An 18,071-nucleotide genomic window follows, 5' to 3' on the forward strand; every position below is an offset into this window, starting at 1 on the left:
CATCTCCCGCAGGGATCATCGCCGCCGCGGCAGACATCCCCGTGCACCGCTATTGCGGCTTCACGAAAAGTAGATAATAGGGCGGCATACCAGGAAGATCCACCCGACGCATATGCGATTCCAGGTATTTGAAAATCTCGCTTTCGGCGTTGCTGAACTGCAGGTCTGCCCGTCCATCCAGCGCCAGATTATTCACCAGAACGAACGCTGGCGCTGCCTTCTCTATACGGGCGATTTCCGCTTGCTGGTACGCCACGTCGCGCGGGAACGTCAAGTAATTCCCATAGATCACTGATTTACGCCCAAGAATGGGATATGCGCCTGGCCAGAACGGCGTAATCAGTACATTTTCACCGTGCGGGGCGTAGCTCGCAGCCAATTCCTTCAGCAATGCAATATCCCTGGCCGTCCCTTGGTCAACGCATAAAGCGCTCCCCGCCGCATCGACCTTTACGCATCCCCTACCGGGGCCGCTTTCCACGCCCGGCTGCAATGGCACCATCACGATAGCCGAAGCCGCCGCCAGACCGAACAGCAGAACCCATCGCAAAGGCCCTTTCGTCGCGGCAAGCAGCGCGATACACCCCAACAGCATCGGGAAAATTCCCTGCGCCAGATGGCCCACATCCGCGCGGGAAAACGCATAGTGGGCGTAAGGGATACTCAACACGGCGCTGGCGACGAGCACCGGTGAGACGGCAATCCGCCGACGGCGCGCGACGAATATCCAGATCAGCGCGAGGAGACTGAAGATGGGCAACGCCAGGAAGAACAAGCCAACCAGAAGTTGGCGCCACGGTTGAATTCCCACCAGCGAAAAATCGGCACGCCAAGGCCAGGGAACTGGAAGCGGCAGATTGGTCGCCTGCACTTCAAAGATAAATGCCACGCTTTGCCAGAAAGCGGTGGCAAAACCCGGCACGAACAGAACCATCAGCAGAATCGGGCTGTACCCCAGCAGAACACCCGCCGCCCATGCAAGAATCGTTTTACCAGCCGGTACGGTGGGCTCGTGGCTCAATCTCAACCACACGAAAACCAGCACGCTGGCCAACGCGGCATAAAACCCGTGGTTACGGCCCAGGACGGCGGCCAAGCCTACACTCATGCCGACCATGAAATAACGGCTCAGCACCGGTTTGTATACCAGATAGGCGAAAACGCCTACCAACAGGATGGATATGGAGATATCGAAAAGCTTATGCCTGGGAAACATCCATACTGCGAGCGTCAGGGCGCCAACCAGCAGGAATATCGCCCTGGAACGCCCCGGCGGCGCGGACTTGTTGATAAGTTGCAGTCCGACGAACAACCCAAGCAATTGGAAGAGCGCAACGGCCACCCGCAAGCTCATGATGCCGCTATCGCGCCAGGCACCCATCCACGCCGCGGCCCAATAGTATCGGCCAGGATCGTACGCGAGAAAATCCCGCAATGGGACTTCTCCGTCGAGCACCCGCTGCACGCCATACCAGAGGTACCCTTCATCCCATAAATTGAAGCCATTGCGGCCCTGCCAGGCGAAAAGTCCGAATACCGTGGCAGCGGCCAAGACAAGGACCGTCATCGGCGGCCTGAACCGGACCCTGGAAGGATTGGGCATCATTGGCGAATGGTTGGGTTGGGAAAAGATGCGCAATTCTACTGGCAAGCGTTGTCATCTTTGTTGCCGCGTAGCGGCTGACGGACATCAACCTCCGCTTTCGGAACCGAGCCAGGGCTCCAATGCGTTCACGATGCGGCTGGTGGCGCCGGCATGCGCGGCCGTCCAGGACAGCGCGGCCGCCTTCATCTCCTCACGGCGGCGGGTGTCGCGCAACAACTCGTAGGCCTGTAACAGTGCTTCCTCCGCGTTATCCACCTGTATTGCGCCACCCGCGGCAACGGCATCGCTTACTGCCTGCGCAAAATTGCGCATATGGGGCCCCACGATGACGGGCGTACCCGCCGCGCAGGCCTCGATCAGGTTTTGTCCACCCATTGGTGCGAAGCCCCCGGCCACGATCGCGACATCCGCCGCGGCGTAATAGAAGGCCATCTCCCCCAAGGAATCTCCGAGCAGTACCGTCAAGCCGTCTTTTACCGCATCCAGGCCATCGGAGCGCCGCATGTACGCCAGGCCTTGCGCATCAAGGATCGCCGCAGCACTGTCAAATCGCTGAGGATGGCGGGGTATCAGCACGTGCAACACCCCCGGCGGCGCGTGCTGCCTGTGTTGATCGATGGCGGAAACGAACATTTGGTCTTCGCCTTCACGGGTACTCGCGATCACGACCACGGGCGCACTACGGGCGACCCGCCAATCGCGTCCCTGCCGCATTTGGTCGACGGACGGGGTAACATCGAACTTCAAGTTGCCCACTACCTGCGGGTCGGACGCGCCAATCTCGCGCAAGCGATCGGCGTCGCCTTGAGTCTGGGCCAGCACCAGATCCAACGCACCATACGTCCGTCCCAATACCCAGCGAATCCGCCGCGACTGCCGCAGGGACCGCTCGGAGAATCGTGCACTGACGAGCACTATCGGCACGCCGAACCGCCCGGCCTCATGGATCAGATTCGGCCAAACCTCGCGCTCAATGAGAATGCCGCATCGGGGCTTGAAGAACCCAAGGAATCGACGCACCAAGCCAGGAAAATCGTAAGGCAGCCATGCCTGCCGCAGCTGACCGCTGGCGATCTCGCCGCCATAGACCCGCGCAGCCTCCTCCCAGCCGGTAGGCGTCGTATGCGTCAGCAATAGCGGAAAGCCGCGGTTCAGCAGTGTCTTAATCAGGGGATGTGCCGCGCGGACCTCTCCCAGGCTCACCGCGTGAACCCATACCCGGCCGATTCGGCCATGATCCTCCTTCCGTTCGACATAGCGACCGAACCGGGTCGGAGCCAGGATCTGCCAGCGAGCGCCATCCTTGCCCGCGCGCACACGCATCCAGAGCCAGATGAATGGCGCAAACATGCATAGAAGAACTGTGTACAGGAATCTCGTCATGGCATCAGGATAGGCCGGCGGCGACGCCGTCGTCTGCCACGCAGTTCAGGCGGCAAGCGCTTGCTCCACAGCGGCGAGTACGGCTTCGCGCGAAGGTGGCGCGCCCCGGTCTCCCAAGCTCGCGGTATAAGCATCGCCGACCAGAGGGGTGCGAACGGGTGTCGATGCTCGGTAGATCCCGACGGTAGGTCGTCCCAGGGCCGCCGAAAGATGCGTAAGGCCGCTGTCCAGACCGACCATAAGGCGCGCACCCGCCAACAAGTGGGCCACCGAAGTAAGATCCATCCGAGGCACGACTTCAGCGCCTTCCACACCGGAAATCAATTGCGCGGCACGTTCAGTCTCCTGCGCGCTGCCCGCAAGCAAGCGAAGCTTGCAATCCGCGGAGCGCAGCACCTCGAACACCGCGCGCCAGTCTTCTTCAGGCCACAATTTGTCCGGACGGCTGGCGCTAGGCATGATGACTGCGTAATTGGACGAGCCTCCAACGGAAGCGCCATTGCGGTCACCCGCAAATTGCGCTTGCCGCGCCAGTTGCTGCAAACCGAAATCCGGCTTGCCTGTCGCTGTGTAGCCGAATGTCAGACCGGCCAGCGTCCTTTGCCGTATCACTGCCGGCTGCCAGAACTCGACTGTGTGGCGCACATCGTAGAAGAGAGACGCCAGCGGCTCGCGTGCAGAACGCCAATCCAAGCCGTGCCGCACGCCACGTGCTTGCCTGACCAGCCATGCCGATTTGAGCAAGGCCTGCATGTCCAGCACGATGTCGTATCGTGTGTCGCGCAGGCGTTCGGCCAGCGCTTTGCGTTCCGCCCGCGCGGACGGCGACCACCACGCCTTGCGCCAACGGCGGTGGGCCACTTTGATCACATTGCGGATGGCAGGATGCCATGCAGGGATTTCCGCGAACGATTCTTCAGCGATCCAGTCGATATGGACGTCCGGCACATGCCGCGCAATATCGGACATCGCAGGCAACATATGCACCAAATCGCCCAGCGAAGATGTGCGGACAATAAGAACTTCCACGGCGTGGACCCGAAGGAGATGAAGGTCAGTATTTTAAGCGATGGGCCGGCACGCCAACAGCCGGATAACGGCCTGGAAGAGAACCGCACGCGACGCCGCGCCGGGCCTTCAGGCTGGCGCGTTACGGGCAAGCCGCCAGGGACGCCGGCCCAGAATGAGGTCTCTGCAAGGCTTCTCGATAAGCACGTGCACCAACCCGGCCAGTATCAGCGTGGATATCCAGTAAAGCGCACCGCTGTATGGTAGGGCTACGATGGCTGGCCGTTGCTCGAACCATAGCAGCGTCGTGGCGTGGAACAGGTATAGCGCGAAACTGGACTCGCCCAGGAACACGATCGGGCTCCAACGCAATGCCGCGGACATGGCCCCCTTGCCATAAGCGAACACGACGATGGCCAATGCGAATATCGGGGCGCTGCCGCTGTTGATCAATACGTACTGGACGACCTCCACCCAACCGGGCGGAACGAGGCTGGCCACGGGCAGGCGCGGCGTTTTGTGCAGGGAATATATGCAAGCGGCGACCGTTGCTACCTCCACGACAGTCCAGAATCCCGGGGATCTCCATAAGAAGCCGCGTATTCCGTCGATCCGGGCACGCGATGCTTCGAAGCACCGCCAAGCGACCATTCCCAAAACGAATTCCGTGAGTCTCGCCAAAGGATTCGTATACAGGACGCCCATCACACTGAAACTGGCCCGCCCGACGTCGGAGGAGATGTGATAGCGCACCGCCAACCACATGAAGAACGCGGTGAGCCCAGCTGCGACGACAAGGGGAAAAATCCACGACCGACGCAACGAAATCATCGCGAAAGGGAAGGCCAGGTAAAAAAAGGCCTCGGTCGAAATGCTCCAGGCGACCCCGTTGAAGGTCAGGAACGATTCCCTGAAAGGCACCCAAGCCTGCACAAGCAAGGCGTTGCCCAAAAGCACATACACGATATCCATCGCGCTCATCCCGGCGGAATTCCATGTGCCTGCTATCAGCGGCAAGGCCAGGATGGCCGCGATATGCGTGGGCCATAGACGCGCAACGCGTGCCCGGTAGAACGAAACCAGTCGCTCCTCGACGTTGGGATAGTTATAGGCGAGGATGAATCCCGACAGGACGAAAAAGAACGACACCCCCTGCGCCAATGACAGGTTGAGGGCGAGGCCGAAAGAGCCAAAGGCCGCATGGCTATGACCCAAAACAATCATCGCCGCCGCAAAGAAACGAAGCGAAGTTAGAGGTAGTAGTTTGTCACGCTGCGCCACAACGAGTCGCCCGGCCGATTAAGACACCGCGCAGGATACCTTATCCGCTGAGCGCGCGGCGCGCTCCAGGACCGGGAGAGCGCCTATGTCATAATTCGCCAGCCCACCCGCAGGCCGGGTCGGATCGTTTCTGGACCGCACATGAACCCTCACGTAACGCCGCCGGCTTCCCCGGCAGCCTTGCTGCTCAGCATTTCGAAGCACCGGCAATTGATCGGTCAGATGATTCGACGTGAGGTAGTCGGCAGGTATAAGGGCTCAGCCCTTGGACTTGGCTGGTCCTTTTTCAATCCATTGCTGATGCTGTCGGTGTACACGTTCGTATTCTCGATCGTGTTCAAGGCGCGCTGGGGTGTCTCTCATGCCGACGCGCCCGAGAGCAAGGCGATGTTTGCCGTGGTGCTCTTCATTGGGCTGATTGTCCACGCGCTGTTCGCCGAAATTCTGACACGCGCGCCGACTTTGATCACCGGCAATGTCAATTATGTCAAGAAAGTGGTATTTCCACTTGAAATCCTGCCAGTGGTGACCGCCGGCGCCGCACTATTTCACGCTGTGGTAAGCCTAGGCGTATGGCTGCTCGCTTATCTGATATTCGTGGGACCGCCTCACTGGACGTTGTTGTTTCTCCCCGTTATTTTCCTTCCTCTGATCATCCTGGCGCTCGGCTGCGCCTGGATTCTCGCGTCACTGGGCGTCTTCCTCAGGGATGTCAGCCAGACCATAGGAATACTGGTCACCGTCCTGATGTTCACGGCGCCGGTCTTCTACCCGGTAAGCAACCTGCCGCCGAAAATCCAGCCCTTGGTAATGCTCAATCCGCTGACCTTCATCATCACCGAGGCGCGAGACGTGGCGATATGGGGAAACATGCCACGCTTCGACTGGCTGGGCATATATTTCCTTGTCTCTGTTTTGGTCGCTTCGGCCGGCTTCGCCTGGTTCCAGAAAACTCGCAAGGGCTTCGCCGATGTCCTCTGACACCGCCATCCGCGTATCGGGCTTGAGCAAGTGTTTTCACATTTACGAGAAGCCGCGGGATCGTCTGCTGCAGATGCTGGCTCGTGGTCGGCGCAAGTACTTCAGAGAATTCTGGGCGCTTCAGGACGTCAATTTCGAGGTTCTGCGTGGCGAATCGATCGGTATCGTGGGTCGCAACGGCAGCGGAAAATCGACGTTATTGCAGCTCATTTGCGGAACGCTGACACCGACAACCGGCAACATCGAGACCTTTGGCCGCGTCGCGGCGCTGCTGGAGCTGGGTTCCGGCTTCAATCCGGAATTCACGGGGCGCGAGAACGTATATCTGAATGCGTCCGTACTCGGACTGTCGAAGGCCGAAATCGACGTCCGATTCGATAGTATCGCGGGCTTTGCCGATATCGGCGAGTTCCTCGACCAGCCCGTAAAAACCTATTCGAGCGGCATGGCGGTCAGGTTGGCCTTCGCCGTGCAGGCCCAGGTGGACCCCGACATCCTGATCGTCGATGAAGCCCTCGCCGTCGGCGACGCGCGCTTCCAGGCGAAATGCTTCGAACGGCTCCGCCAACTGAAGGAGAACGGAACAAGTATCCTGCTGGTGACTCACTCCGGTGAGCAGGTCGTCACACATTGCACGCGCGCCATCCTGCTCGACACCCACAGGATCCGCATGATCGACGCGCCGCGCGCCGTGATCAACCGGTACATGGATCTGCTGTTCGGCCGCGAACCGTCGGACGCAAATGACGGTGCCGCAGGCGAGGCGGCGGATCCGGACGCACAAGCGCTCCCGACCGACGAGCCGGACGCGCACCCGCTGAGCGTGACCGAAGACGTCTTCGCGACGAAGCCGCATTACAACCCCCACGAATACCGCTGGGGCGACGGCGCCGCGACAATTCTGGATTTCCGCTTGACGGCGGACGGCCGGGAGTTTTCCCATGGCGTCAAAACCGGCGCCAGCATGCAGATCGACGTTGCCGTACGCTTCAACGCAACGGTGGCGGCGCCGATCTTCGGCTTCACGTTGAAAACCAAGGAAGGGGTTACCGTCGCCAGCACCAATACGTACGTCGGCAACGAACCAACCTTCCGGCTGCTCGGCGACAAGGGCACCGTGGCCTTTGTGCGTCTGCGGTTTGCCGCCCGGCTGACGGGTGGAGATTATTTCTTGTCGCTGGGTGTGGCTTCACGACAATCGGAGGACATCGTCCCACACGATCGTCGCTACGACTCGATCCATCTCGTCGTCGAGCCGACCGACACGTTCTATGGTTTGGCAGATCTATCGATAGATCTGGCCGCCAACCCTTGATTGGAACCACGACCGCGCTCGCGGTCGTTCAATGCCGGATGACCGTTCGGTAAACCGCTTCGGTATCCCGCACCATATCGGCTACGGTGCGGGGAAAGGCAGTGTTGCCCGTCATGAACTCCAACAGACCATCCTCGGACACGAACCGGTTCATCTTGCGCGTCAAATCGTCGCAGGACCCACGCTCGAAAAACAGGCCGGTCTCCCCTTCGTTGACCATTTCCGTCATGCCCTCCACGTCGGAGACGATAACCGGCGTACCGGTAGCCAGGGCGTCCAACAGGACCAGCGGGCTGTTCTCGTACCAGCGAGACGGGATCACGATGACATCGACGTTGGACAACACCCTGGCCATTTCCGATTTAGGGAAAGTCCCGTGATAACGAACCCGTTCCCCGAATGAAGTCGACAACCGGTCGAAGTATGCGATGTCCTGGTCTCGCGGTCCATAAATGTCCAGGGTCGCGCTGCCTTTCGGCAATCTAGCGAATGCGTCCACCAACAAGTCGGTGCCTTTGTGCGGCGCTATCTGCCCGATGTAGCCAAATCGGACCACACCTTCCGGACGCAACGATTTACCCAGCGCACGGTCGATGTCTGTGCCAAACCATACCGAATACATCGGAAGGCGGAATCCGTTTCGCTTGTACGCATTCTGCAGAAAGCTGGTCGGCGTGATGACCGCGCTGTACTGGTCATACAGGCTCAGTAACGTCTGGGGCCGCACGCGAAGATCACGGATCACACGCGCGAAATGCGACCCCCTCACCGGGGGTATATGCCTCAACCGGACCGCCAGCGCGGCTGCCCTCTCTGCCCATTCATCATTGGCGAAAATACGATATTGTGCCGGTGCCCCGCCTTGCTCCGCCACCGCCTTGCCATAGCAGGCGACGCAGTTGGACCGCGTTGCATTGGGGCCAGCGCACAACTCGCCGGCTGCATTTTCAAGCTTGTTGTTGAAGCAGATTCCGAAAAAATCGGTAAAAGTCGCGACCGTCTTGATGCCCATTTCATTCACCACCTGCAGGAGCGTGGCCGTATGGTTTATCAAGTGCGTCACATGCACGAGGTCAGGCTGCTCCTGCCTCAGTATCTGGCGATACACATCGGCGACCGCGGGTTGGTAATAGGTATCTTGCACCCGGATATTCGGCAGATGATTTTTGTCAACGGCGATGACGGGAACACCCTGGTGTTCATACCGTTGGATCAGCTCATCGCCACCCGGCTCCCCCGGAAATATGGCGGTGATCACCACCGGCTGATGGCCCAGCTGCTGCAGATGTTGCGCCAGATTGAGCGTGTACGTTTCAGTGCCGTAAAAATGGCGCGGAAAAAAACAATGGACGAAGAGCGCTATTTTCATTGGATGACCAATTCGCCAGCCTTGGTCACGGCTGTGGCAAAAACTTCCTTATACAGATCATGGTAGGCGCCTATCATGGCTTCCAGGGCGAAGAATTGCTGCGCGCGGGCCTGATGCGCCATGGCGAGATCACGCCTGGCGCTCCTGTTGTCCAGAAGTCCGCTGACGACGCGCGCAAGGGCGCCTGCGTCGCCGGCCGGCGCGACATAACGGTCGTCGTTGATGATTTCAGGAATGGCGCCGACGTCATACCCGACGACCGGAACGCGCATATTCATGGCGAACGGGCTCACTTGCCCGAAGCTTTCCTTCCAGACTGGCGCTACGAACACCGCCATGCGCCGATATAGGTTCGGCAATTCTTCATAGGCCACATAACCCGTGAACTCAAACTGGCTGGCCACACCGGCGCTTTCCACAGCCTGCCGATACGGCTCCAGCAGCGACCCACCACCCACGATCAGCACGCGCGCGGCCGGATTCTGTTTCGCCACAGCGATGAAAGGCTCGATTGAAGCCTCGTTCAGCTTATCGCGCTCCAGCCGATACACCATTCCAACACAGTTGCCCGCCGGCTGTTCGCCCGCCTTCAAGGAAAAATGCGAGAAATTGGACCCGGGATAAATCACCCTGGCCGGCGCGCCGGGTACGCCGAAAGTATCCTGAACATAACGGCTTACGTAGACATAGTGCAGCACGGCGGCCGACACGAAAGGTTCCACTGGCGTATTGACGTTCTCGATCACACCTATGCCAAGGCTTTCCGCTGCGGCGAACGCTTGAGCGTACCAGGGCTCATCCACGTCCCCCCAGTAGTGGACATGGATCAGGTCGGGACGATGTTCGCGCAAGTAAGCGATAAAGGGCTCGACCGAATCCCGGCTGCGGATCTCGTGGACAGGGATACCGACATAGGCAGGCGGGTCCGGCAGGAAACTGGTCAGTACCGACTGTTCGTACCGATGGCCGAGCCGCTCATAAAGGTCGACCACCAATTGGGACGATCCTCCGGTCATGAAGTTCGCCAACACGTGCAATATCCGAGGCCGCCGCGCTAGCGGCGGCTTTTCCTGGCGCACGATGTAGGCGGATCGCTTGGTACCGGGGCCATCGTCGACGGGCTTGTGAGGCAGTTGTGGCACAGCTTCGGACTCGGCAGGCGCTAACATGCGTTTCAGTTGCGCGGTCAACGGCCTCAAGCGCCAGCGCAGCGAACGCGGCGTCAACATTGCCATGCCCAGATAACAGGATTTGGCGAACTCGCGCATACCAAAAGGCCGTGCGCCCAGTGTCCTGTACAGCCGCTGCCACTTCGTCTGCTCGATCGCCGCGAGTTGCGCTCGCAGCGCTGCCAGTTCCGCCTCATGAACATCGACGCCACGCGACTGCAGATTGGCCAACATTTCCTTCGAGGTATTGAATCGCGCCTCCCACAAGGCGTTCAATGCCGCGATTTCCGTATCCTTATGCTTCAAGGCCTCTTGCAGTGGCAACGTTTCTTCACGGATAGCCTGAGACTGCCGGGCAAAGGACTGCTCCTGTTCCTGGATATGTTGGTTCAAACGCCGGACCTCGGCCGTCAGGGCTTCGAGTTCGCTCCCTTTGTTCTTGATGAACAGGTCCAATCGCTTGATTTCAGTGGCCTGTTCACCCAGCGCCTTTATCTTCAATGCCAGCTCTTCGTTGAGCCTGGGCATTTCCTCCAGCGGGTTGCGCACCACACGCAATCCAGCGGTCAGTACGTCCGACGCCAGCGCGGTGGGTCTTCCCGACACCAACTGCTGCAGCTGCGCCTCCGTACGACCGTAACCCAGCAATGTCGCGTTATCGAACGCATGACCGAGCCGAGCCAGTACGCTGGCAAAAACTTTGCTAAACGAGAGTGGCGTATCGGTGGCTGGAGGTGCAACGCTACGGATTTCCCACAAGGAGCAATAGACTGCCCTAAACAGCAAATAACCGAATTCGATGGTCTCGCCGTAGCGCCATTCCAGATCGATGAACCGTGGCTTGCCGTTTTCGAAAATCAGGTTGCGCGGTATTGCATCGACCAAGGCGCCTTCCACGCGCTGAGAGAGGGCCAAGCCTTCCGGCTCACCCAACGCATGGACGGAGCACAGCGCATCCAACCAACCAGAAAACCAATCGAGCAACTCGTTCTCAGACCAGCCCGGCCGGGAAACGATGAGACTCAGCCGATGTTGCCAGTGGTCACCGCTGATGAAACGCTGCGGAGGCACGTCAAGCGGCTGCAAGCCGGATGCCACTACGGGCGCTTCCGGAAAAAGCCGACGGTTCACTACCTGGAGTTCGCCATGCTCCGCCCCAGCACGGATTTCCACTTCCTTGGCAAATTCGGGCAAGCGATCGACGGAATAATGGTATGCCTTTCCGGGTAATTCGAAAGGTGGCCTGACGCCCTGCGCCGCGACGACGAGAAACGAATTGGCAAGGTCGTGAGCGAGGCCATTGCGATATATGGGCCCCCACGTGCGCTCCAGTGAAAAGACCTCGTAGTAAGGGCGTTGCGGGTCTCCCGCGGACGCCCCTGCAATCATGGCACTGAAATCACCGGGCAGCCGGCCCGCCAGGGCATCCTCGCCGAGCAACGATACAGGCAGCTTGTAATCGGGAAAAGGGTACCACCACTCATGGCTGGCATAGCCAGCCGAGTCGAGGTGTTCCGCAAGCTCGAGGCGGCCGAAAGTGGCCACGCCATCCGCGCTGTAGCGGTCTTCGATACCGAACATCGCCGCCCCGGTATGGTCTTCGGCCGCGCCCGCGAAATACTTGAGCCCAAGACGGTTTTCGATAGCGAGAAACAGCACGCCATCCGGCGACAGTTGCTGCCGGCACGCGCGCAGCAGGGCCTGCGTGCCATCGGGCCCGAGAAACTTGCGGGCGTATTCCAGCACGCCGATAAGCATGACCGCATCGAAGGTACCCAATCGATCGATGACCTGGCTCGTAGCGTGGATGATGTCGACGTTCGGCAAATCCCGCGTACGTTCGCGTGCAATGGCGGCGCGCACCGGGCTACCTTCCACTGCGACGATCTGCGCGCCCGCCTCGCCCAGAAAACGCGTAATCGCGCCGCAGCCGCAACCGATCTCCAACACCCGTCGACCCTTGAGCCAGCCGCGAAAGGGGCGGACGATATTGCCGCGACGGGGGCTGAGATGGTAGAGCGACGGCCAGTCCTTGACCTTGGACGCCAATTCACGCGAAGTCGTGCTGACATCGCTTGAACCACGCAGCGTCTCCATCATATAGCGCTCTTGTTCTTCGCCGTCCGAATAATCGAAAGGACGCGCCGCCGGATCGCGCCAGACCCGGGCAGCTTCATCGAAAACGAAATGTTGGGAGAAATCCATGTCGACTATTTAAATCCGGGTTACGAGCAATATCCAGGCAGGATGGCTTGCCTGGGGGAAGGAAACTGCCGAGCTAGCGACGATCCATGCCTTCCCAATACATTGCACAGCCCTGCTCGAGGCTGATTTCCGGCTTCCATTGCGCAACGCTCTGGATCTTGCTTACATCCAGGTATATCGCGCGCACATCAAACGGACGTGCCGGTCCAAATTTGATCGTTGGCTCCAGGCCGGTCACCCGGGAGACATGGTCGATGACGTCGCGCAATGAATGACCGACGCCGCTGCCGACATTGAACAGATTGAATCCTCGCAACCCGGCGACTGCCAGCATCGCGCGCACTGCATCGTCCATGTGGATGTAATCGCGGACCGCGTGACCGTCACCCCAGATCTCAATAACGTCCCCATTTATCACTTTGGAGAATATCGTGGGGATAACCCCCTGGGTGCCGATCAGTGTCTTGCCCAGGCCATATGGATTCGAAAGACGCAGTACCGAAATATCGAAACCATGCAGCATCGAATACAGCCGCATATAGTTCTCAATGGCACCCTTCACCACACCGTAGGACGATATAGGGCGGAGGACGTGGTCTTCGCGGACCGGCAGCTCTTCCGGGTTTCCGTAGACCGTTCCTCCGGAAGACAGAAAGACCAGCCCGCGTACCTGTGCCGTAACCATCGCATCCAGCAGCCTCAGCGAGCCAACCAGGTTGGTCTGGACGTCCAATACGGGATTCGCATTGGAAGTGCCTGGAATGGTGGAGCTGACCAGGTGATAGACCTGATCGATACCGTCGAGCACTTCATCGAAGGCGATCTGGCCGGCAATGTCCCCCTTGACATACTCCACGCCACCGTCGACGCCGGGCGTACAACTCCTGCCCATGACCCGTACCCGGGCTCCCGCGCGCACCAGCGCCGCGGTCAAATGGCAACCGATAAATCCGTTGCCGCCCAATACCAGGATTCTCTTGCCCGCCACCGCGGAAGCCGCGGAAATCGGCTCGATCAACGTCACACTCCTAATGGAAATACGAGAGGGTGATTGCCCCCATTTCGGCGTGGAGGCAAACACCGAGGCGTCATCGGAGACGCAGCTCACGGCCGCCAGTCGCATAAAGCACGATGCATGCTCGGCTGCTGTCGGCACGGCGCGAAGCCGCGTATTGTACTTGACGGTATTAATATGCCTCGGCCCGCCCCTCCCTTCAAATTGTGTTTGACCACCACCATCTGTTAGCCGGGGCCGGGAGCCGGTGCGGCTGCCGAACTACAATCGCGAAGATTCAAGCTTTGTAGCATTCAAATGGACGACAACAAGGCCGAACGCATCGGCAACAGCGCGGATCTTCGCCCCTCCGGCGGCGGCGTCCGACGGGTTCTAGGGCGATACGCAGCGGGCCTCAGGCGGCTGTTGGGCAGGCCGCCAGGGCGGGGCGGGTCCATCCGGGCTGCTGACATCGACGACTTCGACCGTTCGTACTACCTCAAGCACAATCCCGATGTGGCGGCCAGCGGCATCGACCCCTACCAGCATTATCTGGCACACGGTAAGGCTGAGGGTCGCATTGCGGCACCCTTACGTCTCGGCTCCACCCCAGGATTCCAGCGCCTTCGACGCGACCGCGATAGCGTGCTGGTGGTTTCACACGAAGCTTCCCTGACGGGTGCGCCGGTGTTGAGCTGGAACCTGGCCGCCGAACTGACGTCGCACTATAACGTGGTGGTGCTGCTTCTGGGTGGTGGGCCCTTGGCCGACGAATTCACGCGGATCGGAGCAGCCGTCGTGGGGCCGTTTCGGAACATCATCCTGGCGCCGCAGATCGCCGACTCCGTCCTCGACGAAATCCTTCAACAGGTGCCGCTACGCTTCGCGATAACTAACAGCGTGGTGTCCACCGCCGTGTGTGCGGCTCTGGCAGGACGGTATATTCCCAACGTACCCCTGATACATGAGTTCGCGGCTTACACAAGACCGCGTGGTCTCTTCGAAAGCGCCGCGCTATGGTCCGGGCAACTAGTGTTTTCTACACGCCTGACCCTGCAGAACGCGCTTGAGGACGAGCCGGCTGTCGCGAAGTGCCGGCGCGAAATTATTCCTCAGGGGCTGTGCCGGCTCCCACCACGGGGGACCGGCGACCAGATGCCGACCGGCGAGGGCGAACGCCTCAAGCGAGCCATCCTCGGCCAGACGCCACGCGGCGACGAGTTTGTCGTCCTGGGACTGGGAACCGTACAGCTGCGCAAGGGCGTGGAACTGTTCATCGCTGCGGCCCATCGCATGGTCGCGCTCGACGTGGCCACGAATTACCGGTTCGTCTGGATCGGGCCCAATTTCCGCCCTGCGGACGATTTCGAATATTCCGCTTACCTGGTGGACCAGATAAAGCGGTCGGGCCTGAAGGAACGGCTGACCATCCTTCCCGAAACGCCGGATATCGAGGTCGCTTACGACGTCGCCGATATGCTGCTGCTCAGCTCGCGCCTGGATCCCTTGCCGAACGTCGCGCTCGACGTCATGAGCCGGGGCATCCCCCTGGTCTGTTTCGACCAGACAACTGGCCTGGCCGATGTATTGGCGGACGAAGGACTAGGCGACCGTTGCGTTGCAGCATATCTGGACGTCCATGACATGGCTGACAAGGCCTTGGCCTTCGCACGCGACGCTGAATACTGCGCTGCGACTGGGGCGGCGCTGCAGGCAATCAGCCAGCGGCGCTTCGACATGCGCCGGTATGTCACGCAATTGGAGGACCTGGCGGCGATTCGGCGGGCGGAACTCGACGCCGAACGCGAGCAGGCGCAACGCATCGCGAAAGCGCAGTTGCTGGATCCGACATTTGCATTGCCGCCTACCGTCATGTATCTGTCCCAGGAACAAGTAGCGAATTTCCACATTCGCTGCTGGACCTCCGGGATATCACGCCGCAAGCCATTCCCCGGCTTCCATCCTGGTGTTTACCGAGAAGAAGGAATGCCGTCCGGCGCGACGCAGGATCCGCTGCTGCACTACATCGAGGGCGGCCGTCCCGATGGTCCCTGGACAACCCGGGTAATCACCGAACATAGCCCCTTGACGGTGCCGCCCGCGGGGACGCGGATCGCACTGCACCTGCACGTGTATTACGCCGATATGCTGCCAGCCATACTGCGCGCACTCGAGGGCAATACCACGCTGCCCGATCTACTGATAAGCATCCCTGACGAGAGCTTATGCGGACAAATGGCCAGTGAGCTGCAGGCGTACCGTGGCAAGGTGGCACGCGTGGCGGTCGTACCGAACCGGGGCAGGGATATCGGTCCGATGCTGACGGAATTCGGCGACTTGCTTCGTGAAGGGTACGACATCTTCGGACATGTACACACCAAGAAGACCGTAGACATCGCCGACGTGAGCGTCAGCGAAAAGTGGACCGACTTCCTCTTCGAGAACGTGCTCGGCGGCGCCCATCGCATCGCGGATCGCATCGTGGGCAGACTAGCCACGGATCCGGAGCTCGGCATGATATTCCCGGATAATCCCGGCTGCATAGGCTGGGATAAGAACAGGCCGCATGCCGAGCTGCTAGCGGCGCGCCTGGGTATCACGCAACTCCCGAGCGAGTTCAATTTCCCGGTTGGAACCATGTTCTGGGCGAGAACGGATGCGCTGCGCGCGTTGCTGGATCTGCAACTGGAATGGGACGACTATCCTCCCGAACCGTTGGGCTATGACGGATCGATGCTGCATGCCCTGGAGCGCCTGCTGCCTTTGGTTGTGAAGAACGCTGGAAAGAGGATCGCGGTCACGCGATGGGGAAAATCGAATCGTTAATCACTCATTGAAAAGCAGCAGAATGAGAATACGCCGCACACCGTACCTGTACAGGACCCTGCGCACTGCCACGCTGGTCGTGCTCGTGTACACGCTGGCCTGCCTGATGATCCCGTTCGAACCCGGAATGCCGGGGCCCTCCCTCGATCCGTCATGGCGCTATGCCATCAACGAGGCAGTGGCCCGGCACTTCGTTTTCGGCAAGGACCTGATCTTCACCTTCGGTCCATATGGTTCGCTGTACACCCAGATGTACCATCCCGCCACGGACACCCGCATGCTCGCGGGCAGCGCCTACCTGGCGGTGTGCTTCATCGGACTGCTGGTCTGGCTGACGCGGCGTATCAACGTGGTGTGGCGGCTTCTGCTGATCGTGCTGTTCGCGGGCGCGATGTATTTGACGGACGCTCTGTTCTTCGCATATCCGCTGATGGTGGCATTGCTGGCCTACCGTCTGGTGACCCCGCACCTCGACGACGCAGATCGCCCGGCTGCCACGCGGGGCTCGGTTGTCCCGGTCATCCTCCTGTTTTCGCCGCTGGGGCTGATCCCCCTGGTCAAAGGTTCCATGCTGCCGCTCTGCGTGGCGGTATCCGCGCTCTCCTTTCTATACGCGCTGATACACAGGCGTCGGGGAATCGCCGTCATATCCATCCTGTCGCCGCTAATTTCCATGGTCCTATTGTGGACGGGCGCCGGACAGCCACTCCAGGCGCTGCCTGGGTACTTCTGGAACATGGTTCCGATCATTTCCGGGTATACCGAAGCCATGATCTTCCCGGCGCCGGGAGGCACCAACGAAAAGTATGTCTACGTCGCGTCCACGCTGGTGATCCTGGTCGCGCTATTCACCGCGGGGCGGCTCCCGCTACTGGCCCGTCTTTATCTGGCGTTGGTATTCGCCCTCTATCTCTTCCTCGGCTTCAAGGCAGGTTTCGTACGGCATGACGGCCACGCGTTGATCGCGCTGACCGGCGCGCTATTGGCCGCAATACTTGCACGCACGGTCGTGGGCGGAATACTGATTCCCGTAGCCACCGTCATCGCGATCGGCGGCGTCGTCATCGGCATCAAAGCCTACATCGGCCCACCCGTGCAACACACCTACTGGCGCATGGCCGAAGTGTATCGGTCGGGACCTACGGGCGTGCGTCTGCGGTTAAAGGATCCCGAACGGCTTGAACGCCATTTCGAGCGCGCGCTCGGCGTGCTGCGAGCTGAAGGCAACATCCCCTTGATGCAGGGGACCACCGACGTCTATCCGTTCGATCAAGCCTACCTTCTGGCTACGCGGAATCAGTGGGCGCCGCGTCCCGTACTGCAAAGCTATTCGGCCTACACGGAGTCGCTGGAAGAACTGGATGCGCAGCACGTCGCTGGCGACGGCGCGCCGGATAACATCGCCATACGCATTTTTTCGCTGGACGGACGTTATCCCTCGCTGGACGATGGCCCCAGCTGGCCAATCTTTTTCGCGCGCTACGAATTCGTCAGTCGGTCAGGACTGTTTTCCTACTTACGCAAGAAGACCACCTTCGAACCACCGGTGTATACCGGGCTGACCGATCTGACCGCTGCGCAGGGCCAATGGGTCGACGTGCCCAAGGCAGACATGGTTTATGTGAAGGTCCAGATCCAAAATACGCTCAAGGGCAAGGTCATTGCTCAGCTTTACCGGCCCTCCCCGCTACGAATCCGTGTCAGACTGGAAGACGGTACGGCACGCGATTATCGCTTGGTATCGCGCATGGGCGCAGCGGGCTTCGTGCTCTCGCCGTTGGTCGAAAGCGGGGAAGACTTCGAAAACGTCTATCGCGCGCCAGCGGCACTCGCGGGTAAACGGGTGACGGCTATGCAGGTAGTCGCCGAATACGGCGAGTCGCAATGGGATGACCGCTATACCGTGAAGTTCTACGCGGTCAACCCGTGACCCG

General features: G+C 60.1%; 11 protein-coding genes. 4 read left to right on the forward strand and 7 right to left on the reverse strand.

Annotation, left to right across the window (positions count from 1 at the left end; translation table 11 throughout):
- Positions 1-49: 49 nt before the first annotated feature.
- The 4 genes from CAL12_RS26880 to CAL12_RS26895 form a co-directional block, all read right to left on the reverse strand.
- Positions 50-1,606 carry a hypothetical protein gene (locus CAL12_RS26880; protein ID WP_157793137.1) on the reverse strand — a complete coding sequence of 519 codons (1,557 nt, stop codon included), beginning with the start codon at positions 1,604-1,606 and terminating at the stop codon, positions 50-52.
- Positions 1,607-1,690: 84 nt separating this feature from the next.
- Positions 1,691-2,989 carry a 3-deoxy-D-manno-octulosonic acid transferase gene (locus tag CAL12_RS26885; protein WP_086067405.1) on the reverse strand — a complete coding sequence of 433 codons (1,299 nt, stop codon included), beginning with the start codon at positions 2,987-2,989 and terminating at the stop codon, positions 1,691-1,693.
- Positions 2,990-3,034: 45 nt separating this feature from the next.
- A complete protein-coding gene (waaC, locus tag CAL12_RS26890) occupies positions 3,035-3,970 on the reverse strand; it encodes a lipopolysaccharide heptosyltransferase I (RefSeq protein WP_086068142.1) in 936 nt (311 codons plus the stop codon).
- 156 nt (positions 3,971-4,126) lie between these two features.
- A complete protein-coding gene (locus CAL12_RS26895) occupies positions 4,127-5,278 on the reverse strand; it encodes an acyltransferase family protein (RefSeq protein ID WP_157793138.1) in 1,152 nt (383 codons plus the stop codon).
- Between the two features lie 141 nt (positions 5,279-5,419).
- On the opposite strand from CAL12_RS26895, the gene CAL12_RS26900 reads away from it, so the two are divergent.
- The gene (locus CAL12_RS26900; RefSeq protein ID WP_086067407.1) at positions 5,420-6,259 is read left to right on the forward strand and encodes an ABC transporter permease; all 840 of its coding nucleotides are present in this window, start codon (positions 5,420-5,422) and stop codon (positions 6,257-6,259) included.
- Positions 6,249-7,574, forward strand: coding sequence for an ABC transporter ATP-binding protein (locus CAL12_RS26905; RefSeq protein ID WP_086067408.1), 1,326 nt, complete (start codon positions 6,249-6,251; stop codon positions 7,572-7,574). Before CAL12_RS26900 ends, CAL12_RS26905 begins: the two co-directional genes overlap by 11 nt.
- Before the next feature lie 28 nt (positions 7,575-7,602).
- Here the strand turns inward: CAL12_RS26905 and CAL12_RS26910 are convergent, their stop codons facing one another.
- The 3 genes from CAL12_RS26910 to CAL12_RS26920 form a co-directional block, all read right to left on the reverse strand.
- Positions 7,603-8,943 (reverse strand): glycosyltransferase family 4 protein, encoded by a 1,341-nt coding sequence (locus tag CAL12_RS26910; protein ID WP_086067409.1) that lies wholly within the window; start codon positions 8,941-8,943, stop codon positions 7,603-7,605.
- A complete protein-coding gene (locus CAL12_RS26915) occupies positions 8,940-12,317 on the reverse strand; it encodes a glycosyltransferase (RefSeq protein WP_086067410.1) in 3,378 nt (1,125 codons plus the stop codon). The genes CAL12_RS26910 and CAL12_RS26915 overlap by 4 nt, the downstream gene beginning before the upstream one ends.
- 73 nt (positions 12,318-12,390) lie before the next feature.
- Positions 12,391-13,335 (reverse strand): NAD-dependent epimerase/dehydratase family protein, encoded by a 945-nt coding sequence (locus CAL12_RS26920; protein ID WP_157793139.1) that lies wholly within the window; start codon positions 13,333-13,335, stop codon positions 12,391-12,393.
- Between the two features lie 294 nt (positions 13,336-13,629).
- Between CAL12_RS26920 and CAL12_RS26925 the strand changes: the two genes are divergently transcribed.
- Entirely contained in the window at positions 13,630-16,137 is a 2,508-nt protein-coding gene (locus CAL12_RS26925) for a rhamnan synthesis F family protein (protein ID WP_086067412.1), read from the forward strand.
- Positions 16,138-16,159: 22 nt separating this feature from the next.
- A complete protein-coding gene (locus CAL12_RS26930) occupies positions 16,160-18,067 on the forward strand; it encodes a hypothetical protein (RefSeq protein WP_086067413.1) in 1,908 nt (635 codons plus the stop codon).
- Positions 18,068-18,071 lie beyond the last annotated feature (4 nt).

The sequence above is a fragment of the Bordetella genomosp. 8 genome (genome assembly GCF_002119685.1).
In the GTDB taxonomy this organism is placed as follows: Bacteria; Pseudomonadota; Gammaproteobacteria; order Burkholderiales; family Burkholderiaceae_B; genus Bordetella_C.